At 40.3% G+C, this 25,714-nt stretch carries 19 protein-coding genes and 1 tRNA gene; 9 read left to right on the top strand and 11 right to left on the bottom strand.

All coding sequences use genetic code 11. The features are described from left to right. Position 1: 1 nt before the first annotated feature. The 7 genes from ftsA (at position 2) to ALE3EI_RS01710 (ending at position 9,488) form a co-directional block, all read left to right on the top strand. On the top strand, positions 2–1,336 hold the full coding sequence (gene ftsA, locus ALE3EI_RS01740) for a cell division protein FtsA (protein WP_186990222.1): 1,335 nt from the start codon (positions 2–4) through the stop codon (positions 1,334–1,336). Positions 1,337–1,436: 100 nt separating this feature from the next. After that, positions 1,437–3,455, top strand: a complete 2,019-nt coding sequence (ftsZ, locus tag ALE3EI_RS01735) for a cell division protein FtsZ (protein WP_186990220.1) — start codon at positions 1,437–1,439, stop codon at positions 3,453–3,455. Between the two features lie 151 nt (positions 3,456–3,606). Continuing rightward, a complete protein-coding gene (locus ALE3EI_RS01730; RefSeq protein WP_186990218.1) occupies positions 3,607–4,056 on the top strand; it encodes a GatB/YqeY domain-containing protein in 450 nt (149 codons plus the stop codon). 42 nt (positions 4,057–4,098) lie between these two features. Beyond that, a tRNA-Arg gene (locus tag ALE3EI_RS01725) sits at positions 4,099–4,172 on the top strand. A gap of 863 nt (positions 4,173–5,035) precedes the next feature. Continuing rightward, entirely contained in the window at positions 5,036–5,569 is a 534-nt protein-coding gene (locus ALE3EI_RS01720; protein WP_186990216.1) for a hypothetical protein, read from the top strand. A 166-nt stretch (positions 5,570–5,735) separates the two neighbouring features. After that, positions 5,736–6,641, top strand: a complete 906-nt coding sequence (locus ALE3EI_RS01715) for a serine hydrolase (RefSeq protein ID WP_186990214.1) — start codon at positions 5,736–5,738, stop codon at positions 6,639–6,641. An 87-nt stretch (positions 6,642–6,728) separates the two neighbouring features. Next, a complete protein-coding gene (locus ALE3EI_RS01710) occupies positions 6,729–9,488 on the top strand; it encodes an Npt1/Npt2 family nucleotide transporter (RefSeq protein ID WP_233279986.1) in 2,760 nt (919 codons plus the stop codon). On the opposite strand, the gene ALE3EI_RS01705 is transcribed toward ALE3EI_RS01710, so the two are convergent. Both ALE3EI_RS01705 and ALE3EI_RS01700 read right to left on the bottom strand, forming a co-directional pair. Continuing rightward, entirely contained in the window at positions 9,485–10,729 is a 1,245-nt protein-coding gene (locus tag ALE3EI_RS01705) for a serine hydrolase (protein WP_186990210.1), read from the bottom strand. The genes ALE3EI_RS01710 and ALE3EI_RS01705 overlap by 4 nt on opposite strands. Positions 10,730–10,732: 3 nt before the next feature. Continuing rightward, a complete protein-coding gene (locus ALE3EI_RS01700) occupies positions 10,733–13,606 on the bottom strand; it encodes a PEP/pyruvate-binding domain-containing protein (RefSeq protein ID WP_317172973.1) in 2,874 nt (957 codons plus the stop codon). Between the two features lie 329 nt (positions 13,607–13,935). Here ALE3EI_RS01700 and ALE3EI_RS01695 point away from each other — a divergent pair, with 329 nt between their 5' ends. Further along, positions 13,936–14,772: a zinc-dependent peptidase gene (locus tag ALE3EI_RS01695; protein ID WP_186990206.1), complete on the top strand. Its 837-nt coding sequence runs from the start codon at positions 13,936–13,938 to the stop codon at positions 14,770–14,772. A 56-nt stretch (positions 14,773–14,828) separates the two neighbouring features. Here ALE3EI_RS01695 and ALE3EI_RS01690 read toward each other — a convergent pair whose 3' ends face one another. From ALE3EI_RS01690 to ALE3EI_RS01655, 8 genes are all read right to left on the bottom strand, one after another. After that, on the bottom strand, positions 14,829–15,956 hold the full coding sequence (locus ALE3EI_RS01690; RefSeq protein WP_186990203.1) for a T9SS type A sorting domain-containing protein: 1,128 nt from the start codon (positions 15,954–15,956) through the stop codon (positions 14,829–14,831). 91 nt (positions 15,957–16,047) lie between these two features. Further along, positions 16,048–17,172 (bottom strand): AraC family transcriptional regulator, encoded by a 1,125-nt coding sequence (locus tag ALE3EI_RS01685; protein WP_186990201.1) that lies wholly within the window; start codon positions 17,170–17,172, stop codon positions 16,048–16,050. Positions 17,173–17,181: 9 nt separating this feature from the next. Beyond that, positions 17,182–17,838: a ribulose-phosphate 3-epimerase gene (gene rpe / locus ALE3EI_RS01680; protein ID WP_186990199.1), complete on the bottom strand. Its 657-nt coding sequence runs from the start codon at positions 17,836–17,838 to the stop codon at positions 17,182–17,184. Between the two features lie 3 nt (positions 17,839–17,841). After that, complete coding sequence (locus tag ALE3EI_RS01675) at positions 17,842–18,240, bottom strand: BLUF domain-containing protein (protein WP_186990198.1); 399 nt, start codon at positions 18,238–18,240, stop codon at positions 17,842–17,844. A 200-nt stretch (positions 18,241–18,440) separates the two neighbouring features. After that, the gene (locus ALE3EI_RS01670) at positions 18,441–19,304 is read right to left on the bottom strand and encodes a sigma-70 family RNA polymerase sigma factor (RefSeq protein ID WP_034261238.1); all 864 of its coding nucleotides are present in this window, start codon (positions 19,302–19,304) and stop codon (positions 18,441–18,443) included. Positions 19,305–19,578: 274 nt separating this feature from the next. Then, on the bottom strand, positions 19,579–21,222 hold the full coding sequence (locus tag ALE3EI_RS01665; protein WP_186990195.1) for an outer membrane beta-barrel protein: 1,644 nt from the start codon (positions 21,220–21,222) through the stop codon (positions 19,579–19,581). After that, positions 21,219–21,767: an RNA polymerase sigma factor gene (locus ALE3EI_RS01660; RefSeq protein WP_186990193.1), complete on the bottom strand. Its 549-nt coding sequence runs from the start codon at positions 21,765–21,767 to the stop codon at positions 21,219–21,221. Before ALE3EI_RS01660 ends, ALE3EI_RS01665 begins: the two co-directional genes overlap by 4 nt. 141 nt (positions 21,768–21,908) lie before the next feature. Beyond that, the gene (locus tag ALE3EI_RS01655; protein ID WP_186990191.1) at positions 21,909–22,952 is read right to left on the bottom strand and encodes a hypothetical protein; all 1,044 of its coding nucleotides are present in this window, start codon (positions 22,950–22,952) and stop codon (positions 21,909–21,911) included. A 218-nt stretch (positions 22,953–23,170) separates the two neighbouring features. On the opposite strand from ALE3EI_RS01655, the gene ALE3EI_RS01650 reads away from it, so the two are divergent. Then, positions 23,171–23,323, top strand: a complete 153-nt coding sequence (locus ALE3EI_RS01650; RefSeq protein WP_186990189.1) for a hypothetical protein — start codon at positions 23,171–23,173, stop codon at positions 23,321–23,323. A gap of 12 nt (positions 23,324–23,335) precedes the next feature. Here ALE3EI_RS01650 and ALE3EI_RS01645 read toward each other — a convergent pair whose 3' ends face one another. Then, complete coding sequence (locus tag ALE3EI_RS01645; protein ID WP_186990187.1) at positions 23,336–25,552, bottom strand: polyribonucleotide nucleotidyltransferase; 2,217 nt, start codon at positions 25,550–25,552, stop codon at positions 23,336–23,338. Positions 25,553–25,714: the final 162 nt, after the last annotated feature.

Here is a 25,714-nt window from a genome sequence, read left to right as displayed (position 1 = left end):
GATGGAAAACGAAAACATAGCTGTTGGTTTAGACATTGGGACAACGAAGATCGTTGCCATGATTGGTAAGAAGAATGACTACGGAAAGGTGGAGATCCTCGGAATCGGAAAATCCAAAAGTCTTGGTGTACATCGTGGAGTGGTGAACAATATTACACAAACCATTCAATCTATTCAGCAGGCGGTACAGGATGCCGAAACTTCGTCGGGGATGAAAATTAAGGATGTTATTGTTGGTATTGCGGGACAGCACATTAGAAGCCTACAGCACAGCGATTACATTACACGAAATAACAGTGATGAAGTGATCGACGAGGATGATATTGACAGATTGTGCAATCAGGTGCACAAATTGGTCATGCTTCCCGGGGAAGAGATCATTCATGTATTGCCACAGGATTTTAAAGTTGACGGACAGGCGGAGATCAAGGAACCTATTGGCATGTACGGCGGACGACTGGAAGCTAACTTTCACGTGGTAGTAGGACAGGTTTCATCCATTAGAAATATTGGGCGTTGTGTTAAAAGCGCAGGTCTGGAGCTTTCGGGAATTACCCTGGAACCGCTGGCATCTGCCAATGCGGTTTTAAGTCAGGAAGAAAAGGAAGCCGGTGTTGCCCTAATTGATATTGGAGGAGGCACTACCGATCTGGCTATTTTTAAAGATGGTATTATTAGACATACGGCTGTAATTCCCTTTGGAGGTAATGTGATCACGGAAGATATCAAGGAAGGATGTTCTATCATAGAAAAACAAGCCGAGTTGCTGAAGATCAAATTTGGTTCGGCCTGGCCCGGTGAGAATAAGGATAATGAGATCGTTTCTATTCCCGGTTTGCGCGGACGAGAGCCTAAGGAGATCACACTTAAAAATTTGTCTAAGATCATTCACGCAAGAGTGGTGGAGATCATTGAACAGGTGTATCTCGAGATCAAGAATTACGGGCATGAGGATCAGAAAAAGAAATTGATCGCAGGAATTGTATTAACCGGTGGAGGAGCACAATTGCAGCATTTAAAGCAATTGGTTGAATATATCTCAGGTATGGACACTCGAATTGGGTATCCTAACGAGCATTTGGCTGGGGATAGTGATTCGGAAACCACTAGCCCAATGTTTGCTACGGCCGTGGGATTGGTAATGAACAGACTTCAGAGCAGGGAAAAGGCTTCCCAGGTAAAGTCTTTTGTAGATCCTGAAGGACATGAGGCAAATGTTACCAGTACTGCCGAAGAAGATTCAGAAGAAGTACAGGATGAAACCTCAAAGGAGCGCAGACGCTTCTTTGACAAATGGGCTGAAAAGTTCAAGGAATTTTTAGACAACGCAGAATAGAAAATTAAGTATCGATAGTAATTCGGAAGAGTACCATCGAACTAGGATAGTAAAAATAATGACCCCGGGCAACCGGGAATAATCTCACAAAAAAAAGTATATGAGCAGTAACACAGAATTTGACAATATTTCGTTCGACCTGCCTAAGAATCAATCTAATGTCATCAAGGTGATTGGAGTAGGTGGCGGTGGAAGTAATGCAATAAACCACATGTTTAGTCAGGGGATTAAAGGTGTCGACTTTGTTATTTGTAATACAGATGCCCAAGCCCTTGAAAACAGTCCTGTTCCCATTAAGATCCAGTTGGGCGTATCGCTTACTGAAGGATTGGGTGCAGGGGCGAATCCAAAAGTAGGAGAGCAATCGGCAGTGGAAAGCATGGAGGAGATCAAGAACATGCTCACAACCAATACGAAAATGATCTTTATTACTGCCGGAATGGGAGGTGGAACGGGTACCGGTGCAGCCCCAATCATCGCTAAAATGGCAAAGGAGCTTGATATTTTAACTGTGGGAATCGTTACTATTCCATTTCAGTTTGAAGGGAAATTAAGAAACGATCAGGCTCAGATAGGTGTAGAAAATTTGCGTCAAAATGTTGATTCTTTAGTTGTAATCAACAATAATAAGCTTCGGGAAGTCTATGGAAACCTTGGGTTTAAGGCCGGATTTTCGAAGGCCGATGAAGTATTGGCTACGGCGGCACGTGGAATTGCAGAAGTAATTACCCATCATTATACTCAGAATATTGACTTACGTGATGCCAAAACCGTACTTTCTAACAGTGGTACGGCAATAATGGGAAGTGCCAGTGCGATTGGTGCGAGCAGAGCCAAAGAAGCCATCACTAAAGCCCTGGATTCGCCACTATTGAACGATAACAAGATTTCTGGAGCGAAGAATGTGCTCTTGTTGATTGTTTCGGGAGCAGAAGAGATCACTATCGATGAAATAGGGGAGATTAGCGATCATATTCAGGATGAAGCCGGACACAGTGCCAATATTATCATGGGTGTTGGAGAGGATGAATCATTGGAAGGCGCTATATCGATCACAGTGATAGCCACGGGATTTAATGCCGAGCAACAGAACGAAATTGTAAATACTGAATCTAAAAAGATCATTCATACCCTGGAAGAAGAGCAGCGGGCAGAACAGGTTTTAAAGCCCGAGCCAACTGCTTCTCCTGTAGAAATTCCGCAGCAAAAAACACAACCTGAAGTAAAAACAGGTCCGGTGATTCGTCACACATTGTTTACTGAAGAGGAGCCTGAAAGTGAGGCGCCAAAAGCTACAGTAACTCCTCAGAAGGAGATTCCGTTTGAAGGATATATAGAAACATCGAGTTTATTGAAGAATATAGATGTGGCTTATGAAGAAATTAATATTCATCATCTGGCCGAATTTGAACAGATCATGATCAACGAGATCGATGTCAATGATTTTGTGATCGTGGAACCCAAGAAAATGCAAAAGGAATCTGAAAAGGAAGAAATCACTTCTAAAAATGAAGAAGTGAAGCTTGAAGATGATGATCAGATTTTAATGTTCGACCTGCCTGTTCACAGTGCCAAGGAACCTTCGTCCAAACCAAAGGAAATAGAAGAAGAGGCTGAGGTGATGACTTCGGGAGTTGAAGAGATAGAAGTTAAAGATCATATTGAAGTTATTCCGGTAACGGAGATCTCCGGTGAGGGCGAAAAACGCTATAGTCTGGACGACTACCAAGAAGTCGAAACAATGCTTACCAATGCCAAGGCAAAGCGAAAGGAAGAAGAGGATGAGGAGATCGTTTTTGAAAAGAAAACGTTGGCAGAACCTGAGCATGAAACTGAAAGTAATGAGCCGGCCGACCCACTTAACACTCCTATTTCGAAGCTTCTAAAGGATCGATCTGAAGAGCGTAAAAAGACCATGAAGGAATTTAATTATAAATTCAGAAATAATAATTCAAAGATCGAGGATATAGAGAAGCAACCGGCTTATAAGCGTATGGGGATAGATCTGGATGAAAAATCGAATGGGGATAGTAATATTTCGAGAACTTCAGTAAATACCGATGACGATGATATTGAATTGCGTTCAAATAATTCATTTTTGCACGATAATGTTGACTAGCATTTTTTAGAACGGGAATGTAAAATTGTCGTGTAACTTTATTTTTGTTGCTAAAAACCTTTCAGTTTGCTGAAAGGTTTTTTATTAAAGAAAATGTCTTTTATTTATCGCTCCTTATTGAGTATCTTCGCACTTTGATAATTCTATTTTCATGAGCTTACAACAACAGGTTATGGATGCAATGAAAGTTGCGATGAAAGAAAAGGACAGCAAGAGCCTAGAGGCTTTGCGTGCAGTAAAGGCTGCGTTGTTGTTGGCACAGACTGAAACCGGATCGAAAGAGGAGCTTAGCAAAGCCGATGAGATAAAGATGTTGCAAAAGCTTGTAAAGCAACGTAAGGATAGTGCAACAATTTTTACGCAACAAGGACGAGAGGATCTGGCTCAACCGGAATTGGAGCAGGCAGCGGTTATTGAACAGTTTTTGCCGGCACAAATGAGTGAGGAAGAGGTAGCGAAGGTAGTTGATGAAATTATCAACGAAACCGGGGCGAGTTCTATGAAGGATATGGGTAAAGTGATGGGATTAGCCAACACAAAATTAGCCGGTAAAGCCGACGGAAAGACGATATCGATGCTGGTAAAGCAGCGCCTGTCGTAAATACTGAAAATATTAAAGAGATTTCTGCTTTCGCAGGAACCTGGCCGCGTAGTTCAACTGAATAGAATATCAGATTTCGGCTCTGAGGGTTGGGGGTTTGAATCCCTCCGCGGTCACTACAAGCACAATTCCTGCAACTTAGGTTGCAGGAATTGTTGTTTTCAGAGAAAACCGAAACTTGTTTCGTGGCTTTCGATGAAAACAACAATTAGCACAGCGTCAGCGGTGCTGAATTGTATTTGCAAAGGGGATCGATAAGGGATCTTTCATCCCTATTTTGGTTGAAAACAACAATTAGCACAGCGCCAGGGGTGCTGAATTGTATTTGCAAAGGGGATCGATACGGGATCTTTCATCCCTTTTTTGTTGAAAACAACAATTAGCACAGCGCCAGCGGTGCTGAATTGTATTTGCAAAGGGGATCGATACTGGATCTTTCATCCCTTTTTTGTTGAAAACAACAATTAGCACAGCGCCAGCGGTGCTGAATTGTATTTGCAAAGGGGATCGATAAGGGATCTTTCATCCCTATTTTGGTTGAAAACAACAATTAGCACAGCGCCAGCGGTGCTGAATTGTATTTGCAAAGGGGATCGATAAGGGATCTTTCATCCCTATTTTGGTTGAAAACAACAATTAGCACAGCGCCAGGGGTGCTGAATTGTATTTGCAAAGGGGATCGATACGGGATCTTTCATCCCTATTTTGGTTGAAAACAACAATTAGCACAGCGCCAGGGGTGCTGAATTGTATTTGCAAAGGGGATCGATACGGGATCTTTCATCCCTATTTTGGTTGAAAACAACAATTAGCACAGCGCCAGCGGTGCTGAATTGTATTTGCAAAGGGGATCGATACGGGATCTTTCATCCCTTTGTTTGCTTCGGTTTTTAAATATCATTAACTGACTTCCTATTTTTGCAAATTATTTTTTCAGATTTCAGAATTCTTGTAATTTCACTTCCTTAATCGAAAAAAAATGAAAAAGATCTTAGGAATTGGCTCCAGAATTAATCATCCGCAATATGGGAAAGGAGTAGTTACCAATGTAACTTCAAGAATGTACTGGGTAACTTTTATTGATAACGGTCTTGAGACCATCGATATAGATACTGATTATGAAATAATTGAAGCCGCCGAAGATGAGGTGGATTCTGTAAGCTTTTATGAAGTAGAGAAAAGTTTAAAGCAGATCCTTAAAAAATGGAGTGATGTTAGTGAAATCGTTCCTATAGCCGATAAGTATAAAGGCGGAACCATGGTCCTTCAACCAAAAGATACTTCTTTATCCAATAAAGAAATTCCGATTGACACTTTTTTTCATAAAATTGTTATGTTACGTGACCGCCTCCGCGTTATGGAACAAAAGATAAATGCCTCTAAAAATCTCGAAGAACAGGAAAAGATAGATCTGCAACAATATATTACCAGATGTTATGGAAGCCTAACAACATTCAATGTTCTGTTCAAGAACAACTCACAGCACTTTAAGGGAGATAGTTCCAAGAAATGAATGAATTTAAGGGCTTTGGCATAACTTTTGAAATATTTTTGTCTCGCTAAAATTTTTGTAACAATTTAACGTTTAGTATGTTATGCGATACCTTTATTAACATACATTTGCCTGATTTTGTGATAAAAAATTTCGCAATAACTTTAAATACCGTTAGATTATCTAAATGAAAAAAAGCATGTTTAAATATCCCCTAGTCTTCATTATTGCACTTATTACTTTTTTTAGTTACGCTCAAAGTCTACCTATACAGCATTCCGGTGAGATAGGTGAACTAAGTGAGTTATATTGTGATGACCTGCAGTCCGAACTGGAATCTGAAATATTTAAGAACAGAACATGGAAGCAACTGGTCGATCAAAAACTAATGACCATTGGTATTGTGGATCTCAGCGATGTAAACGACATTCGGTATGCAGGACTTAATGATTCGCATATGATGTATGCTGCGAGTCTCCCAAAGATCGCGGTACTTCTTGCTGCTATGGACGCTATCGATAAAGGCGAATTACCAAATTCGAAGGAAATACAAAAAGATATGCGCGCCATGATCAGTAAATCAAACAATCAGGCAACCACACGAATGATAGATCGCGTGGGCTATGAGAAAATTGAGGCAGTACTTCGTATGCCAGACTACAAACTGTATGATGAAGCTACGGGTGGGGGTCTCTGGGTTGGTAAGCGTTATGCGGCGGGAGGTAGGAGATATCCTGAGCCTATGAAGGGACTTAGTCATGCAGCGACCACAAAACAGGTTTGCAGTTTCTATTATCAACTCGTGATGGGTAATTTGGTTAATACACTTAGATCTTCTCAGATGCTAAATATTATGGAAAAGCCGGATTTACACCATAAATTTGTAAATACCTTAGACAGAATTGCTCCAAAAGCACGTTTGTTTAGAAAATCGGGTTCATGGAAGAATTATCATTCCGATTCTGTTTTGGTATGGGGTCCTGAAAGAAAATATATTATTGTGGCTTTAATTGAAAATGACCAAGGCGAACAAATAATAAGAGATTTAGTAATTCCTTTAGAAAAAGTAATGAAAAAATCACGTACTTTATAGGACAGTCAGGTTGTCTTATTTATGATTTTAGAGCTTTTTAAAAGAACTTTTGATATAAGAGATGGGGAAATCCGCATCTCTTTTTTTATGCAGTTATATATCTTTCTGATTATAACTGTGCTCTTAATGGTAAAGCCTACCATTAACGCTCTTTTTCTTTCCAGTCTTGGTGCAGAACACCTTCCATACGGATATATACTGGTGGCTGTGGTAGCCATTGTAGCCTCTTATTTTTACAACAGAGGAATAAAACGATACTCGCTAAAAACCCTTACCATAAGTACTCTTGTGGTATTTAGCCTTAGTTTTTTGCTGCTCAGTTTATTGATGAATCAGGGGTTTTTAAATGATTGGGTACTGTATGTATATTATTTAAGTGTAGCGCTTTTTGCGGTATTAGTCACCTCCCAATTCTGGATCATTGCCAATATGGTTTTCAATGCCAGAGAGGCGAAACGACTTTTTGGATTTATTGGAGCCGGAGCTATCGCCGGAGGAATCTTTGGCGGTTATCTCACTACATTGTTAGCTTCATCGTTTGGGAATAAATATGTAATCCTTTCGGCTGCAATCCTCATCCTCTTTTGTATTCCAATTATACAAGCGGTATGGAAAATCCGTATTCTGAAATTGAACAGATATATTATAAGTCAGCGTAAATTACCCCAAAGATCTACAGAAAGTACTCCTTTGAGGGTAATATTGTCCTCAAAACATCTCACCTTTCTGGCGGCAATTGTAGGTGTAGGAGTAATAATGGCAAAACTGGTCGATTTTCAATTTAGTGATTTCGCCAATAAAGCCATTCCCGATAGTGATGAATTGGCTTCCTTTTTCGGTTTTTGGTTTTCAACTTTCAATGTCATCGCCTTACTCATTCAACTTTTTCTTACCAACAGGCTATTGGCCTGGTTGGGGGTTACGAGTAATCTTCTCATACTACCTCTTGGGATCGCAGTTGGATGTCTGGTCTTCCTTACAATTCCCGAACTATGGGTACTTATCATAATTAAAGGAATGGACGGGAGTTTAAAACAGTCTGTCAACAAAGCGGGGATAGAATTATCCATCCTGCCAATTCCGTTAAACATAAAGAATGAAGCTAAATCATTTATCGATGTGGTCGTCGATAGTATTGCGACCGGTTTTGCAGGAATAATGCTGATTCTTGTCGTACGTAGATTAGAGTTGGACACGATTTATATTACCGTGATCATTTTATTTTTCCTGTTTATCTGGATCTTACTAATCTATAAACTCCGTGAGGCGTATTTCGATTCATTTCGTAGAAATATTCAGAATTCAATTAAAACAGATGATACGGTAAAAGAGAAGAATAGTGATAAGAAAACCCAATCTGCAATATCAGTGCTTACTCAGGGAAGTGAAGCAGAAATCCTGGTACTATTAAGTCGTCTGGAAGAGGTTAGACTCAAAACTTTTGAACCCTACATACTAAAACTTCTCGATCATCCTTCCATGAAAATTAAAGCGGCCGTCATAAAGCAACTCTATTATTATAAGAAGGGAACCGCCGTTAATAAAATTAGAGAATTGGTTTCTGTAGAAGATGATGCCGTGGTATATAACGCTATCGAATACCTGTTACACCATACCTATCTGGATGACGACAGTATTTTTAAGGCATATCTCGATCATCCGGTGGATTACATTTCACAAGCGGCCCTGTTATCCCTCGCCAAGGAATCTGCGCGTAACCCTAAACTGGCTTCAAGGTTTGGATTAAATAATCTCATTGAGAGAAAGATCAGAGAACTTTCTCAAAACGACAATGATCTTAGGAAGGAAGAAATTGCAGAGTTGCTTTTAGCCATTTCTTATGTAGGTGAACCTAAATATTTTTCGTTTATATCTGCTCATTTTAATAATAAAGATCCCTATGTGATAAATCACGCCATTAAAGCGGCGGGTATAACCTTAGACGAGTCTTTTATAGCGCCTCTTATAAATTTTCTTGCGGAGGATGAATTCAGAACTGAAGCTAAGAGATCATTGCAGAATTACGGTGTGGAGATTGCTCGAACCATTCTTAAGATGGACCTTGCCGAAAGCCTGAAGCCTAAAGTAAAACAATATGTTCCTCAGGTCATAGAATCATTCAACAACAAGGAAGCTTATAAAGTCATTATGCGCCTGCTTAAAAGTAAGGATGTGATCATTAGGATGGAAGCGGCAAAATCATTAAAAGTTTTAAAGAATAACGGACTTCAGGTAAAAATTGACCAGCGACAATTAACCAGAATAATTATAAAAGAGAGCACCTTCTACAAAGAAACCATCCATGCCATCGCTCTATTAAAGGCGAATATGTCGGCTCCCAATGAAATTGATGCAGATAATAATGATGCCTTAACCGATTTGTTTATAGCCAGAGAACATCTTCATAATATGTTAATGGTGCAGTTAGAGCAAAGTCTTGAATCTATTTTTAAGCTATTAAGTCTGAAATACGATAATGTTGATATTGAAACTGCGTATTTTGGATTAAAAAGTGAACTTTATGAGACTAAGATCAATGCCGTAGAGTTTCTTGACAATTTGCTGAATGCCCGATTAAAAATGAATGTGCTACCTCTAATTGAATACCATATTGTTGACAATACAGAGGAAGGGATCTCTTCGTATGAAATCCCTTCACTTTCGGAAAAGAGAATTTTCACCAAGCTTCTTAAAAACAGAGGAGCTCGTATAAAAATTGCTGTCCTTCGGATTATCGAATATTCACAAAACCGAAGCTACGAAAAAGTAGTGAAAAGTTTATTGAAGCATAAAAACCCGAAAGTGAGCCGAGCCGCCGGCTTTGCGTATCAATCGCTTCAGAATTAATCCTGAGTAATGATCCTGTCGATCTCACTTGCAAGATACATATGCGCGCCTGCAGAATTTTTGCTCAATACATTGGTCATTAAACATACAATATATTTTTTCCCATCATCGTGTTCTACAATGATTACCGAATTCATATAATTGAATTTGTTACCGGCATACTCCCCACAGGGGCCGGGTCTGCTCTTGTCACAACTGTAAAAACTACCTGATTTGAAATATACTCTGGCACTGTCCAGTCTTGAAGATCGTGCATAGCGAATACGGCGATCGGTAATATATAAAAGTCGCTTCATTTCCAGGCTGGATAATGAATCTATAACCTTCCCCTGTTCCAATTGTAGCAGATATTTCATGAGTCCTTTGGGACTTCCAATACTACCGCCCATTCTCCCAACATATTTATCGGGGCCATTGGTGAAAACTCCACCCAGTCGCCAGTCATCTTCTGAAATTCCTATTTCCCTTAACGGATCATTTACCACGGTATTGGCAAGTTTGGTTAATGAGTCTCTTTTCGTATTCTTGAAAAAGTTTTCAGATTGCTCCTCTGTAAGACGTGGGTATTCCATCCCAAATGCAGACATTAGCATCGCTTCTCTATATAATACACTGGCGGCACCATTGTTACTCACCGAGACCATATGATCGGCCCATTCAAAAAGGGTAAATTCGTCTGATGCGATTACCTGCCGTCTTGATAACTTGTTTTTTTCTTTATCGTAAATAGGGACGGTATGATGATCACCTACTCCCCAGATGCCCGATTTTACCCGTTTGTTACAAAGCAGGGAGATACGGGCCTCAAAATCGTCGGGATAGATCTTTTGAAGCTCATAGAACAGGGCATTTAACACTGCGATCTTACCTACACTTCCCGGTTGATACCCAACATTTTCTCGATATGCTGCATATCGCGTGTTATCCGGGTCGGTAATATCGAGAATGGAAGCCGAATATCCCGAACCGGGAAATAGTCGGTTTAGTTTTTTTGAAAATTCCTTGTCTTCTGTAAGTATTTCGTCTACACTTTTTTCATTGACCGACAATAAGTTTAATTTAATATCGTCTATACTCGCAAAAGCTCCGGCAGGTATTCGCGTGTATTTTTCTCCTTTATCTAAAGTGTTCTGTATATCGAGTAATCTTTCTATCCTTGATCGTTCGTAACCATCAATAGGATAGAAGCCAAAAGAAAGTAGGATGCCTGTAATTAAAAATAGTACTGTTGCTTTTTTCATGTGCTATAATTTTGTCTGAAGTGAGATTTGTTTTGTTGTATCTATGCTAGGAGTGATAGATGATAAATAATCGGAACTCTTTGCCTGTTTATTTTCTACGAAGGGTCTAATCTGAAAGAGCCAGACTTTATCGTTTTCGAAGCCTAATTCAATATCCCAGGCGCCTTTATAATCATCATTAGTTTTTTCCGCCAATGTTTTTCTTGCTTTATCGGCAATTTGTCTTAATGTTTTAATATTCCTATCGTTTAATATAGGAGTATCGAAAGTGGTGATATACCTGCTGGTTCCTCCCGATTTGGGTAGTCTCATATAGCCAGATTCACGTGCAGGAGCCAGCAATACATCGGCATCGGGAGTAAGAAGTCGCGTTTCGGCAATTTGTCCGTCAACAGCACCACCTGCACCTCTACTGAACGCCACCGTAAGATCACTTTCTTTTCCACTGTTAATGCCCTTGGTGATCATTACTCCAGAATATTCTACATCCACACTGGGAATAATGAGTATTGAAGGAAAGACATTTTCGGGGTTCAGCAAATACTTTTGTCTCCATTTAAAACTTCGTTCTGTGTATGGAGAAGCCCAAACCTTTTTAATACCTTCAATGATCAATTCGGAAGAGACAATATTAAAAAGTGTGAGATTCAAGCCAGCTCCGGTAAATTCCTTCAGGTCTTCCATATTGGTGTCACTCCTTAAAAATACGGGAACGGTACCCATATTCGAGCCAAACGCATTCTTAAACTTGGTTTGAAGGTCATTCACAAATGCGGTATCCAGCTCTATATTTTCTATGGCCTGTTTTAGACTGTTCAGGCAAGAAAGCTGGTAGTCTTCGATAACATTTTCCGGCACCTCTTCGTTCCGCATTGCCTCAGCTTCTACAAATACCGAATTGAGAAATTCCCAATACGAAACACCCTGTCCCGGCATTTGCTGTTCCATGTGATTTCGGAATACACCAAACGGGATGATAATACCTTCCACCACATTTTCTGGGAACATCGCCTTCAATTCCCCAAGATTTGCGGCTTTAGGTCCGCATAGCATTCCTGAGTCCTTTGAATTCACCTCGCGCATGTTTAGAACCTTGTTTACATCCAGACGAATTTGCGCTACAGGAACAGCGATCTTATTGGAACTGCGTTGGGTTGTCCCGAAGAGCTCACGTTCTTTAGGGGACATATCATCTGCTTTCTTCAAAATAACATTTCCTTTAGGTGAAACTGCCATAAAGACCTCATCTCCATTGTATTTTTTCAAGGCTTTTAAATTATCATCTGAAAGTGCCGCATTGGGAATTCCAAGATTCCGAGCCAATAATTGCACATGAGAAACCAGATTGCCTTCCGACACCGTCATAATACCGGCAACCGGTTTTAGATCACTCGGGGGTTTTTCGAAGATATAGATCTTGTCGCTGGAGACTTCAATGTTCTCTGAAGTCCCACTAATGACAACTAATTCTCCCTTGGCATATCCGGGGTTTAGTCCGCGAATATTACTTTGATCCTTAATATTCATCACTTCATTCGACGTACCTGAAATCTCTGATATCTTCTTGCCTAATTCGGCTACACTTTCGCCAAGATATAAGGCAACCGAAGAACGCACCCTATCGTCAATAAACCCGTAGGCTAGTGGCTCAAATTGAGTGTATCGATCCACGACATCCTGATAATTAGCTTTTACCATGGCAGCGCTCCATTCTACAACTCCACGGGAAGTTTGTAAGAATTGATTGAGGTCTTCTATACTTAAAGACGTATTTCCGAGATGAGTCTCTAACTGCGGTTTAATCTTTTCCCATTCCCATAATTCAATAAGACCGGTTCCCGCTGCGGCAAGACTTAGATGTCTTATTTTTTCCATTAATCCTAGCAGTGAATCGGGTTGCCAGTCCTGCGTTTTCTTCAATAAAACATCTTCAATGGAATTCGAGAGATCCAGTAAGAGAAGTCTGTCTCTTCCGGAAGTGTCAATAGTTATGGAAGATCTAATAGTGCACAAGATATCGGCCAATGCCGGTACGGTCATTTCGGGAACTGCGGCATCGTCATAGCCCTCTAAAAATTCTAGAATTTGTTTCCGGATGGGACTGCTGCTCCTTATACGTTTTGCCTGTGCCAGCAAAATATCTTTGTTTAAAGGAGCATAAAATTCCTTCATCGTCTTAGTTAAGGTTTGCAGGTCGGTATTTACTTTTTCAGGAATCTTGCCCTCGTTTTTATTTATAAAATTTTCAACCAATTGAATGTCCTCAATCGAAGGATTTCCATGAATTTTAATTCGGATATCCATAAATTTCGGGAATTCGTCTGAGATCACTTTCGACTGACTGCGCATTAGTTGTGCAAGATTACTGTCTCCGTCGTGTGGAACATCGCGCAATGACTGTCGCAATAAATAGTAGTTTTTAGTTATACGATCATTGTTTGGCAAGTATTTTTCATAAAATTCCACACCCCATTCCTGTTCATCTTCACTCTGTACTGCTCCGCGATAAAATTGTGACTTTCTCTGAATCCAGCCATCATCAATGCTCTGCAGGTAATTTCCCAGCTGATATTGTTTTAACATGCTGTGGTTATTGGCTTCGTCCCAAAAATCTAATCGTTCGGTATTAGCGAGGATGAGACCGAAAAAAATGTGGTGCTTTTCTGCCAATTGTTTTACAGCCGGTTTATAACTCGCATGTTGTACACCACCACCAATATTTTCGGGGCAGGGATCCTTAGGCTCCCTTAGTGTTCCATCTTTACAAAACCATCTAATACGGTCATAAGGACCCCGAGGATCATCTTTATAAGCTTCAATCTGTTTTTTTATTTGTTCAACAGGTAATTCTTGCCCTGTGAGTAGAGAAATCTGCAAACAAAGGATTAGTAGTAGTACTATTTGTTGTGGTCTGAAAATTAAACTCATATAGGTGAACTGTTTGACTTTTTGTACTATATCTGATTTATCCTCTAAGATAATCGTTTAGATACCTAATTATGTTATAGACCTGTTATAATTATGGCAGTATGGTCGGGAAAAGGAATGAAAAGATCGATTTTGGAATATTTGTGCTCTTGCGGTGAACAATTTAACAGTATTTTTTCGAATGTTCCGGTATACTAATAGAAGTTTTAAAACGTTTTTATTCAAGTGTTTAACTATACTCTTTTTAATAATCGGTATATTTTGAGTCCCAAATCTGTATGATGCTATTTTTACAAGCCGATGAGAATGTAACCTGGCTGGCGCCTTACGCCTACACTATAGTCCTTATAGGATTCGCATTTGTATTGTTTAGAGTTTTTGAAGGATGGTATGCGGGAAAATACAACCGCCCACTTTTCAGACATTATTTTGTTTTTAAAAAGCTAAAACCGTCCCAGCTTAAAGTACTTCAAGAGGAATTTTATTTTTATCAGAAACTTTCAGAAAAACATAAAAGACAATTCAGACATCGCGTTGCCACTTTTATTGAAGATAAGAAGTTTGTTGGAAGAGAGAAGTTGGAAGTCACCGAGAGAATGAAAGTATTGGTGGCTGCCGTGGGATGTATGCTCAGTTTTGGAAGAAAAAATTACGAATATGTTCTTATTGAATATATTCTTATTTATCCCGGAAAGTTTTACAGTGCGATCAACCAGGACTATCACAAAGGGGAATTCAATCCAAGGGAAAAGGCACTGGTAATTTCCTGGAAGTCGTTTGAAAAGGGATATAAGATCACCGATGATAAATACAATTTGGGAATTCATGAATTTATGCATGCCATGCAGTTGGAGGCCAAGCAAAGTGGGGATCTTGACTCATCACGGTTTGTTAAACAATTTCAGAATATATTAAAACAACTTACAGATCAGGAATTGAAGGATAAACTTGATGAAACACGATTTTTTAGAGAGTATGCCTTTACCAATCAATACGAATTTATGGCTGTTCTTGCAGAGTATTTTATAGAAGCACCAACCGAATTTAAGAGCCATTTCCCTAAGCTATACAGTCATACTCAAGATCTGCTTAATTTCAGGTTTGCAGGATATTAAAAAGTCCGATTCAATTGCTCGAAACGGACTTAATCACGCGGTAGTGACTAACCTAATTATCTTTTTACTACTACCTTTTGAATGAAACGATGTCCGTCTTTTGATGCTGAAATAAAATAGATACCTTCTGAAAGATGAATTGTGTTTAACGTGTTTCCATCTGCTCTCAGATGAGTTACTGTTAATTTTCCGTTGGAATCATATACTCTAAATTCGTCGAATTTTTGTAAAGCCATTTCTGAAATGCGGAAGGAGGTTCCTATTGTTGGAGTTACCAGAACCATCTCAAGGACGTTCTCCTCGGTCGATAAAGGGATGTCATCGCGAATTACAATGGCGTTAGGAGTGAGCAAAGTTCCCGTATCGACAAAGTTCCCCAGAAAATTAAAATTACTGTCGTATCTTCTAACGGTTCCATCGGAGCCAACACCAATGAGAATGTCTCCATTGGGAAAGAAGTCGAATCCCTCGCAACCGTTCACTCCGGTAATGAGGTCCTCGATATGATTACCGGCAGGGTCATATCGAGCGATCACTCCGCTGTTGTAATTGAAAACCACCAGATTCCCGCTGGCTTCAAAGAAAATATTGGTAGGTCCTGCAAGACCGGAAATAAAGGTGCCGATCTCGGCTCCGGTAGTACCATCAAATTTGGTTATGGTCGATAAGTTATAGGAAGAAACATACAGATCGCCGCTACTGTCCCAGTCTATCCCGATACTGCGTGGAACTCCTGTAGACGTGAACTCATCCACAAAAGTTCCGTCAAGTTCAAATCTAAGGACATTTTCCTCTCCCGAGGGGTTATTCCATTGAAGCACATACAATAAGTTATCGGGACCTATCTTCATGCGGGTGGGTCCGCCTAGTCCTTGGGCGAAATTCTCAATGAAATTTCCCGTTCCCCATTCGTGCTTGGAAATTACTCCGGCAGCTCCCAAATTGGAGATCAAAACAGCCTGTTCGGAATCCAGAAAAATGATGTCCTGAGGCCATTCTATACCGTCTGAAACATTCATAAGGGCTCCTTCATAGGTGCCGCTTTCGTCAAACTTGGCGATTTGCCACGGACCGGTATTAAAGTTAGCCGCATCACTTACATAAACAGCCTGTGGAGTTTGAGCGACGGCCGTCAAACACACACAGAGTAAAAATAAAACAGAGATTAGGTTTAAATTTTTCATAGTTATAGTTTTTTAAAATTCTATAACTAATTTCAGTAAAAGCAGTTGTTTAGGGGTCAATAATTATAAAATGAAACCATTTTACAGGATTTTAAACATCTTGTTCCTGTTTTTTGAATTCGGAAGGAGTGCAATTGTATTTGCTTTTAAAAGCCTTATAAAATGTTGCTTTATTGTTGAATCCAACATCGTAATAAATACTCTTTATGCTTGTATCTGAATCTTCGCGAAGCAACCGTTCGGCTTCTCTTAATCGAAATTCGTTGATAAACTGATTGAAATTCTTTTGGGATTGTTCATTGATTATTCTGGATAGTACATGACTTGAAAAACCTACATCATCTGCCAGTTGTACCAAACGAAGATTATTGTCTAAATAGGGTTTCTTTGCTTCAATATGTTGCAGAAGTGTTCCGTAGAATTCATCCTTGGTCTTTTCTGAAAAATGTATACCGTTTCCATTAGTTTCCTTCAGAAACAAACCCGAAAACAGAGCACCGTTAAATATTGCAGGCTCCTTGTACACAAAATAGCCTATAGCGTAAATCCCCAGCGTCATGGAAAATGAAATCGCGTAATCCCAGGCCGGATTAAAAAACGGAAAACGAACCAAAACATAAAAACTGAGATAGGCAAAGGCGAAAATTGAAAAGAGCCATAGCAGGGTATTGGTCCATTTCTTTCTCATATCTGAATATTCAGTTGCAACTTCAGCGTTGTTGAACCTGATTAGATCCTTGTTGAAGAATAAATAGACCAAAAAGGACAAAACGGTTAGCCAGGGTGAACGAAGATTCCAGAAAAAATAGTACAGGGTGTCATCCTGAAAATCGGTCATGGCGATAAAGCCATCGCTTTTAACAAAGTAGATGGCATTCAGAATAAAGGAAACCACGGCGGGTGAAAAATGGTACCATTTTACGGCAAATTTGTTGTCGTAGAATTTTCCTATATAGCTGTACAATAATGGTCCAAAAGCCAAATACCAGCTGTGAGAAAAGAAATAGAGATAAGGGTGTGCAGCACTGTGTCCGGTCCAATAGAACACATATTCCAGCAAGATAAATGAGAATCCCAGAACCAGGAGGATGATGGGTAAATTCCGTTTTCTGCTTTCATTTCCTGTTAGCAGTACAAAACTTAAGAAAAAACCAAATGCGCAAACGATTAGGAACAGTGAAGTCCAGGAGTCAAAAGACGGATCAACAGATTGCATAGTGTTTAGTTAGATAAGTTCCCTGAGTCCTGCAATGGTAGCAGGGGGATCTTGTGAGCCAAAGACATAACTTCCGGCTACCAGTACATCTGCGCCGGCCTCCACAAGTTTGGCGGCATTGCGATTGGTTACGCCACCATCGATCTCGATAAGGGTAGAAGCTCCTTTCTCATCGATAAGCTTTCGTAATGCCTTTACTTTTGAATAGGTATGTTCGATAAAACTTTGACCGCCAAAACCGGGATTAACACTCATCAAACAGACAAGGTCGATTTCGGAAATGGTATCTCTAAGCAAATCGATATTGGTATGCGGATTTAAAGCAACTCCTGCCTGCATCCCTTCCGCTTTAATGGCTTGAAGGGTACGATGAAGGTGGGTAGATGCTTCGTAATGAACCGTTAATACGTTCGCACCGAGGTTGGCAAAGGTTTGAATGTATCTTTGGGGTTCAACGATCATTAAGTGCACATCCAGTGGTTTTTTAGCATGTGTTGCTATACTTTCAATCACCGGCATACCAAATGAAATATTGGGTACAAATACACCGTCCATGACATCCAGATGAAACCAGTCGGCATCACTGTTGTTAACCATTTCTATATCGCGTTGCAGGTTGGCAAAGTCGGCGGCTAAAATAGAAGGTGCAATAAGTGTGTTGTTCATAGTTTAAAGTAAAAAGGGTTCAAGCAAACGTAATATGTTTCCGGTATATTGAAAATTATCTTTGTGTTTTTCGAGGTACGTTTTAATTTTCATCAAATCCTGTTTATCTCTTACAACACTAAATGTGGAAGTGTAGGATTCAAAAATTCTACAATCGTTGTAATGATTTATTACAGGCAAAATGCGATAATGCCTGCTGTCTTCCATGATAGTCGAAAATAGGGATTTTAGTTTATTTTTTTCACCTTCCAAAACCTGCAGAAAATTTCCTTCCTGAAATAATAAGATCCCCGAAATATTGTCGCGGACATTATTCCTAACAGTGGTATCAAATATATTTTTGACTCCTGATTCGTCCAATTCATCAATTGCTTTGCTTATGTAACAAATGGTATGGCTCATTTAGGTTGGTTGTTACATCAAATTTACAAAAAGCAGTTTCATAATCGCTTTTAACGATCCAATTTTAGTCGCTATTTATAAATTTAGATTAAAAACCACGAATTTCAGAAAGAAAAAACCTCCGGTAATCAGCCGGAGGTCATTCATCAATCAAAAAACGAACAGTTATTTTTAACTGTTTGTTACTGTAATCTGGGAGTTTATCCCAAATAGGTCTTTAATATCTTGCTTCTAGAAGTATGTTTCAATCTTCTAATTGCTTTTTCTTTTATTTGTCGTACTCGCTCCCGGGTAAGATCGAAAGTTTCTCCTATTTCTTCAAGCGTCATAGGATGTTGATCACCTAAACCGAAATACAATCTAATCACATCGGCTTCACGAGGCGTTAGCGTTTCCAGAGCGCGTTCAATTTCGGTACGAAGTGATTCGTGCAACAAAGAACGATCCGGATTTGGGGATTCACCACTGCGCAATACATCGTAGAGATTAGAATCCTCTCCTTCTACCAATGGAGCATCCATAGAGACATGACGACCACTGTTTTTCATGGATTCCTTTACATCATTGATGGTCATATCCAATTCCTTGGCGATCTCTTCGGCAGATGGCGGACGTTCATGCGCCTGCTCTAGGAAAGCAAAGGTCTTATTGATCTTGTTGATGCTACCAATCTTGTTCAGTGGCAAGCGAACAATACGTGACTGCTCTGCCAATGCCTGTAGAATAGACTGACGAATCCACCAAACAGCGTAGGAAATAAATTTAAATCCGCGTGTTTCATCAAAACGCTGCGCTGCTTTAATTAACCCTAAATTTCCTTCATTAATAAGATCGGGTAGGGTTAACCCCTGATTTTGGTACTGCTTAGCTACCGAAACAACGAAACGCAAATTGGCTTTCGTCAATTTTTCCAAAGCACGTTGATCACCCGCTTTTATGCGTTGTGCCAACTCTACTTCTTCGTCTGCGGTAATTAAGTCAACTTTTCCAATCTCCTGAAGGTATTTGTCTAAAGAAGCAGTTTCTCTGTTCGTTACCTGCTTCGTAATTTTAAGTTGTCTCATTAAGGTGTGTCCTATTTACTAAGTTAAATGTGCTTGTGCATTTAGTTATACGTAAAAAGGTTGCAAATTGTTACAATTGGATTTTATTTTTTCTTCTATCTATCAACGAAATGTGTTTATAGCAAATGTTGATTGAAAGCAGTAATTACTCTATATGGAGCGCTGTTAGTCTCTGCGAATTAAACACTTAACTCCGGATATTCCCACCTATAAGGTGCAATTTCATAGTTCAATCTCCTAGACAATAAATGAGACAAATTTCTCATCCAACTTCTTAAAAACGATATCTCAACCCGGTATAAATACCCATGGAATACGTTTTTCCCTCAAAATTCAGGGCACGTACAGTGTTGATATGATATTTGTAGGTTGGTTTTACATCCAGAGATATTTTGTCTGAAAAATTATAATACAATCCTGCTCCAATATCAAGACTGATGTTTACCGGTGATAGATTACTTGCGCTGCCTAAGGATAGCCGGTTGCCGTCTGCATCTTCTGCAAAGACTTCGTCTTTCATTAAGGCATAAAAGGTCCCACCACCGTACACTTGAATCCCAAGGTCGCTGTTGCCAAAGACATAAGTGAGTTGGAGTGGCATTTCCAGATAGCGAATTTCCTGATAGAGGTTTACCGTATTCTCCGGACCTAAGAAAGAATCTAAGGCTGCCGGTTCTGTATCACTGAAATTCAATATCCGCAAACGCTCTGCTTCGTTAGCCGCCGGAATATCGTTAGTTGTATTACTGAAATTGGATAACAGGAAGCCATAACTCAACCTGAACCGCTCCAGGATCCTCCAATAGACTTCAATTCCGTACGATATACTGGTGCTGCCGTCTTTTGTAAATCCTGTAAATTCGTCATCAATGGCCGATCCGTCAGCCGCGATCCCAAAATATACCGGTGCGATTATAGGAGAAAGCCCCCAGCTCATCGAAAATGTCTCGGGCTCGGGGATGGAGTCCTTAACTTCTTGGTCTACGGACAAGCTGTCTTGTTTCGCTTTTCGAATGGCCTGGATACTATCGCGTTTTCGGCTTCGGATTTTCAAAATACTGTCTCTGGTCTCTGCCCGTTCGGTAGAATCCTGTTTCCGTTGCAATAATCGCTGCTCGTAGGCATTTCTTACACTATCAATGGTTTCCTGTCGTTTCGAATTCACCGTTTCTCCTGTGTCACTATTGTAATAGCCGAAACTGGTCACAGTATCGTTTGTCCTCTCGTTCACAACTTTACCCGAATCACTTATTTTTTCTGAAGGGTTTACAGGATTACTCGTTGTTTTCTTTATCTCAAGGTCACTGTCTGTGGCGTTTTCAGTGTTTTTATCGTTCTGACTGCTATTCTTGTTTACCGGCTTCGCTGTGACCCCTGTATTCTTAACGGCCTTATCGTTTGGCAATAAGTCGCTAGAGTTCTTACTGTTTTCAGATACAGAAAGATCGTTTGTTTTCTTTTCTGAAAGCTTCTCGGTGGTGCTTATAGTGTTATTCTCATTATTTTGTTGAGAATCATTAGCGGTATCCATATTCTCTAAGGTTTCTGTGTTGTTTTCTGTATTTTCTTCGGAAGTGATTCCCGATGTCGTTGTTGAGTGATTTTCGGTGTTATTCGAATCGCTTGTATCTTTAGTGTTTTCTACTGTAATTTTATTCTCTTCTGAAGTTGTCGTAACGGTTACTGATGGTACTTCCGGATCATTTTTAATATCACTGTTCCATGGATTCCATAAAAGTAGGAGTAATGCAATTCCGAAGCCTGCCCCACCAAGCCAGAAATACAGGAACCTTCTTTTTTTCCGTTCTTTTTTGTCCAGCGAATCGGAAATCCGTTCCCATAAGACCGAATTCGGTCTCTTTTCTGCACCCTCCAGCCTTTTTTGTAAAAGCTTTCCTATGTCTTCTTTTCGCTTCATGAGTTTTTAATTTTTGATTTTGGGGTGGTCATTGCCATGATCTTCTCTCTCAAAATGAGCTTGGCTCTGTGATAATTAGATTTTGATGTATTCTCACTAATTTCCAGTATCTGTGCAATTTCCCGGTGTTTATATCCATCCAATTGATGCAGGTTGAATACCAATCTGTATTGATCCGGTAACTCCTGAATTAATTTCAGGATCGTATCCAGAGGTAATTGAGTAAGTTCGTCTTCTACTTCAGTATCTTGTAACAGATCGTCATTAATTTCAATTGCCACCGGCTTTTTGGCTTTGTATTTATCGATGGCCTTAAAAATGGCAATTCGTTTCATCCAGCCTTCAAACGAACCTTCTCCGCGATATTTGCTAATGGTTTCAAAAATGGTAATAAACGAATCGTGCAGATTGTCTTCAGCTTCAACATCATTTCGGCTGTATTTTAGAGACATAAAATAGAGCGTGTCTTTATACCGACTAAAGAGCTCGCTTTGAGCGCTTCGGTCGTTCTTTTTACACTTTTTTATAAGCTCCTTCAGTTCCAAATAATCCTAATTGTTTTTCACTAATGATGGTTCTAGGTTAGTTGGCCGTGAAAAATAGCAATAACGGCGGAGATTTCGGCAATAATGACCACCGTTATTGCAGAACCAACATAACTGGTTCGATTCTTGCGTTTCAAAATGTCAATCACAAACCACAGCTTCTATAGTAAAAGCAAAGATGCTTACCAATTCTCCCGTATCCAGATCGGAAGCCCGTGGGTAGATCTCCTGCGGATTCGTGCTATTTATATAAGATGTAGATGAAACCGCATGTATTCCATCCATGGCATCCATTTCCGTTTCGTGGAATGTAATGCGTATGGCTTCACCTTCATTACTGTTGGCCGAAACTCCCAGACAATAGGTGTATTGCTGTAGGTTGAATTCGGCATAACCCGGACTGTTCTCCAATTCACATTCCTGATAGACCGCGGTAGAAAAACAAGGGAGGTCGCAATTTGTGGAAATTTCGTAGGTCCGATTGCCTTCGCTCAGGATCATAAGCGAATTGCTAAAATAATCCAGCTTCCAGTCAAAATTCCATTCCTCGCCAATTTCCGTGTCGTCTTGTATAAAGATGTTGAGGTGTAATTCTGTTTCAACAAAATAGGTGATCCAGGTTCCGAAGTAGACGTCATTCTCATAGTGATAATTCGCACTTCCATCCTGATTTAACACAAAAACAGAATTGTTATAGGGGTTGTCCGGATTGCCGGGATCGGTAACCTTCCAGATACAACGCGGAATAGACAAGGCAGCATTGCAATTTCCAAGAACCTCCTCCTGAATGCATTGATCTATACTTTCTTTAAGTTCATGGGTATTATTTATTTCTACCAGTTCACCGTTCAATAAGGTTCCGGTGATGGGAAAATTCAGACTAATAGATTGTCCTTGCTGCAAACCTTCTAATAAATCGCTAAACTGTGCATCATTGTGCATAGCAATAGCCTCCAAAAATTGTTGTTGCTCGTCGAAGATAAACAGCGTAAAGGAATAATTAAAGTCAATGCAGGTGATCTCATCCTCCGGGATACGTCCACTTATGTCAACGAGCAGTTCGTACAATTCAGAATTTACTTCTATATAATCGGTGTTGATATTGGCCTTCCCAACAGGCTCATCTTCACAACTAAAGCATAATAAGGCAATCAAGGGTAGGAAACTTAAAATGAACTTTTTCATAGCAATTTTTTTCTTTTACTTACCCTATAGTCTGAAGAATAAAAAAAGGTTGCGTAGATTTTTTTGTGAATCGTGAATCGTGCGTAGTGAAACCCAAGTACTAGTAATACTTCTTCGCTGGGATTCAAGATTCAAGGCTTCAATCTTAATGTTCGTACTTCCGGCTGCCAACTGCTAACTGCATTCTATTTTAAGCATACTCCTAACACCTGAATTATATGTATTATGGCATTCCTGCGATGCAGGCCGGGCTTTACGCTGTAGTTGTTGCGAGCGGCGACCGCCGCTCGCAACAAGCTGTCGCTGCAATCGCTAATGCGGACTTATACGCACAAAAAAAACCTCCCGATAAGGAGGTTTTTTTTAAATAAATTGAGGAGTACTTAGTCTCTCTTTTTATCGCGATTTCGGTTGTCTCTTCCGCGATTGTCTCTTCCACGATTATCATCTCTGCGTGGTGGACGTTCCTTAAAACCTTCTGGCTTTGGTAACAACGCTTTGCGCGATACCTTTTCCTTTCGGGTTCTTGGATCCAATCCAAAATACTTCACATCAAACACATCGCCCATATTAACAACATCGCTAACATTTTCGGTGCGTTCCCATGCCAGTTCCGACACGTGTAATAACACTTCATTTCCGGGCGCGTCAATATATTCAACCACGGCTCCAAAATCAAGCATTTTAATTACTTTAACTTCGTATACACTGCCAACTTCAGGCTTAAAGGTAATAGAATCAATCTTGGCTAATACCTTATCAATTCCGGCCTGATCTGTTCCAAGAATTTCAACAATTCCCTCTTCGGTTACAGGATCCTCGTTAATAACGATCGTAGTTTTGGTTTCTTTCTGCAATTCCTGAATTACTTTTCCTCCAGGTCCGATAAGGGCTCCAATATACTCGTTAGGGATCGTAGTAGTTACCATTTTAGGAGCGTGAGGTTTCACATCCGTATTAGGTGTTGCGATCGTATCGGTAAGTTTTTCCAATATGTGCAATCTTCCTGCCGATGCCTGCTTAAGCGCATTGACAAGAATTTCATAGCTAAGACCTTTTACTTTAATGTCCATTTGGCAGGCGGTAATTCCATCGGCCGTACCGGTTACCTTAAAGTCCATGTCCCCTAAATGATCCTCATCACCCAGTATATCTGATAAAACTGCGTATTTTCCTGAGTCTCCATCAGAGATCAATCCCATCGCAATACCCGAAACAGGCTTCTTTAACTGAACCCCTGCATCCATCAATGCCATGGTTCCGCTACATACGGTAGCCATCGAAGAGGAACCGTTAGATTCCAATACTTCGGCAACAACGCGTACGGTATACGGACAATCGGCCGGGATCATTCCTTTTAAGGCACGTTGGGCCAAGTTTCCGTGTCCGATCTCTCTTCGGGATGTACCACGAATAGGACGGGCTTCTCCGGTTGAGAAAGGAGGGAAGTTATAGTGCAAGTAGAACGTCTCTTCACCTTCAAAGGAAGGCATGTCGATCTGGTTAGCCTCTCTGGAAGTACCCAGTGTTACTGTTGCCAGCGCCTGAGTTTCCCCTCGTGTAAAGATGGCAGATCCGTGTGTTGATGGTAAATAATCCACCTCACACCAGATAGGTCTTATCTCGTCCGTTTTACGACCGTCTAATCGTGTCCCTTCATTAAGTGTAAGGTCGCGAATTGCAGCTTTTTCGGCTTTGTAATAATATTTTGAGATAAGATCGCCAAGATCTTCCAATTCCTCTTCAGAAAAAGTCGACTTTATCTCTTCTTTAATTTCTGAAAAGGCAGTGCTGCGTTCATGCTTTGCAGAACCTGCTTTTGCAATGGCATACACTTTATCATACGCCATGTCGTGAATTTTCTTGGCAAGGTCTTCATCTTCTCGTTCCGTCTCGTATTCACGTACTGCTTTTCTTCCGAAGGCTTCAGCCAGTCTTATTTGGGCTTCACATTGAACTTTAATATGATCGTGAGCAAACTTTATGGCTTCCACCATTTCCTCTTCGCTGATTTCCTTCATTTCCCCTTCTACCATCATCACAGAATCTGCCGAAGCACCGATCATCATATCGATGTCACTTTCCAGAAGCTGCGCGCGGGTTGGGTTTATTACAAATTTTCCGTCCACACGTCCTACTCTGGCTTCAGAGATGGCGCATTCAAAAGGAAAGTCTGATAGCTGGATAGCAGCCGAAGCAGCCAAGCCGGCCATAGCATCGGGCATTACATCATCGTCATGAGACATCAATTGGATCATTACCTGAGTTTCGGCATGATAATCTTTTGGAAAAAGAGGACGCAAAACGCGATCCACCAATCTCATAGTTAATACTTCCCCGTCACTGGGTCTGGCTTCTCTTTTAAAGAAACCACCGGGATAACGCCCCGAAGCTGCAAATTTTTCACGGTAATCTACCGTTAATGGAAGGAAATCAACATCGCTCTGCTTGTAGTTGGAAACTACCGTACACAGCAACATACATTTCCCCGATTGAACAACAACAGAACCATGCGCCTGTTTTGCCAGTTTTCCGGTTTCGATAGAAATTTCTCTACCGTCGCCAAGGTCAATAACCTCTTTAAATACTTTAGGTATCATTTTGTTTTTCATTATATACGCTTGCTTAGTTTTTAGGTAAGCCTATGCGTACAGTTAAAATTGGTCGTTGTTCGATGATCGAACAAAAGTTGTGTTGTTGTGGTGACCAATGAAAAACCTAAGGGTAGCTTTTCTGTAAGTATTCAGAAGAAAATCTCCTGA

This window comes from Constantimarinum furrinae (assembly GCF_014295415.1).
Taxonomy (GTDB): domain Bacteria; phylum Bacteroidota; class Bacteroidia; order Flavobacteriales; family Flavobacteriaceae; genus Constantimarinum; species Constantimarinum furrinae.
This window is presented reverse-complemented; position numbering and strand designations above follow the sequence as displayed.

Excerpts from the sequence above, each read along its gene's own strand:
- rpe (WP_186990199.1), bottom strand. The coding sequence starts at position 17,838 with ATGAACAACACACTTATTGCACCTTCTATTTTAGCCGCCGACTTTGCC.
- ALE3EI_RS01645 (WP_186990187.1), bottom strand. The coding sequence starts at position 25,552 with ATGATACCTAAAGTATTTAAAGAGGTTATTGACCTTGGCGACGGTAGA.
- ALE3EI_RS01675 (WP_186990198.1), bottom strand. The coding sequence starts at position 18,240 with ATGAGCCATACCATTTGTTACATAAGCAAAGCAATTGATGAATTGGAC.
- ALE3EI_RS01730 (WP_186990218.1), top strand. The coding sequence starts at position 3,607 with ATGAGCTTACAACAACAGGTTATGGATGCAATGAAAGTTGCGATGAAA.
- ALE3EI_RS01685 (WP_186990201.1), bottom strand. The coding sequence starts at position 17,172 with ATGCAATCTGTTGATCCGTCTTTTGACTCCTGGACTTCACTGTTCCTA.
- ALE3EI_RS01650 (WP_186990189.1), top strand. The coding sequence starts at position 23,171 with ATGTATTATGGCATTCCTGCGATGCAGGCCGGGCTTTACGCTGTAGTT.
- ALE3EI_RS01720 (WP_186990216.1), top strand. The coding sequence starts at position 5,036 with ATGAAAAAGATCTTAGGAATTGGCTCCAGAATTAATCATCCGCAATAT.
- ftsZ (WP_186990220.1), top strand. The coding sequence starts at position 1,437 with ATGAGCAGTAACACAGAATTTGACAATATTTCGTTCGACCTGCCTAAG.
- ALE3EI_RS01695 (WP_186990206.1), top strand. The coding sequence starts at position 13,936 with ATGATGCTATTTTTACAAGCCGATGAGAATGTAACCTGGCTGGCGCCT.
- ALE3EI_RS01655 (WP_186990191.1), bottom strand. The coding sequence starts at position 22,952 with ATGAAAAAGTTCATTTTAAGTTTCCTACCCTTGATTGCCTTATTATGC.
- ALE3EI_RS01665 (WP_186990195.1), bottom strand. The coding sequence starts at position 21,222 with ATGAAGCGAAAAGAAGACATAGGAAAGCTTTTACAAAAAAGGCTGGAG.
- ALE3EI_RS01705 (WP_186990210.1), bottom strand. The coding sequence starts at position 10,729 with ATGAAAAAAGCAACAGTACTATTTTTAATTACAGGCATCCTACTTTCT.
- ALE3EI_RS01690 (WP_186990203.1), bottom strand. The coding sequence starts at position 15,956 with ATGAAAAATTTAAACCTAATCTCTGTTTTATTTTTACTCTGTGTGTGT.
- ALE3EI_RS01715 (WP_186990214.1), top strand. The coding sequence starts at position 5,736 with ATGAAAAAAAGCATGTTTAAATATCCCCTAGTCTTCATTATTGCACTT.
- ftsA (WP_186990222.1), top strand. The coding sequence starts at position 2 with ATGGAAAACGAAAACATAGCTGTTGGTTTAGACATTGGGACAACGAAG.
- ALE3EI_RS01710 (WP_233279986.1), top strand. The coding sequence starts at position 6,729 with ATGCAGTTATATATCTTTCTGATTATAACTGTGCTCTTAATGGTAAAG.
- ALE3EI_RS01670 (WP_034261238.1), bottom strand. The coding sequence starts at position 19,304 with ATGAGACAACTTAAAATTACGAAGCAGGTAACGAACAGAGAAACTGCT.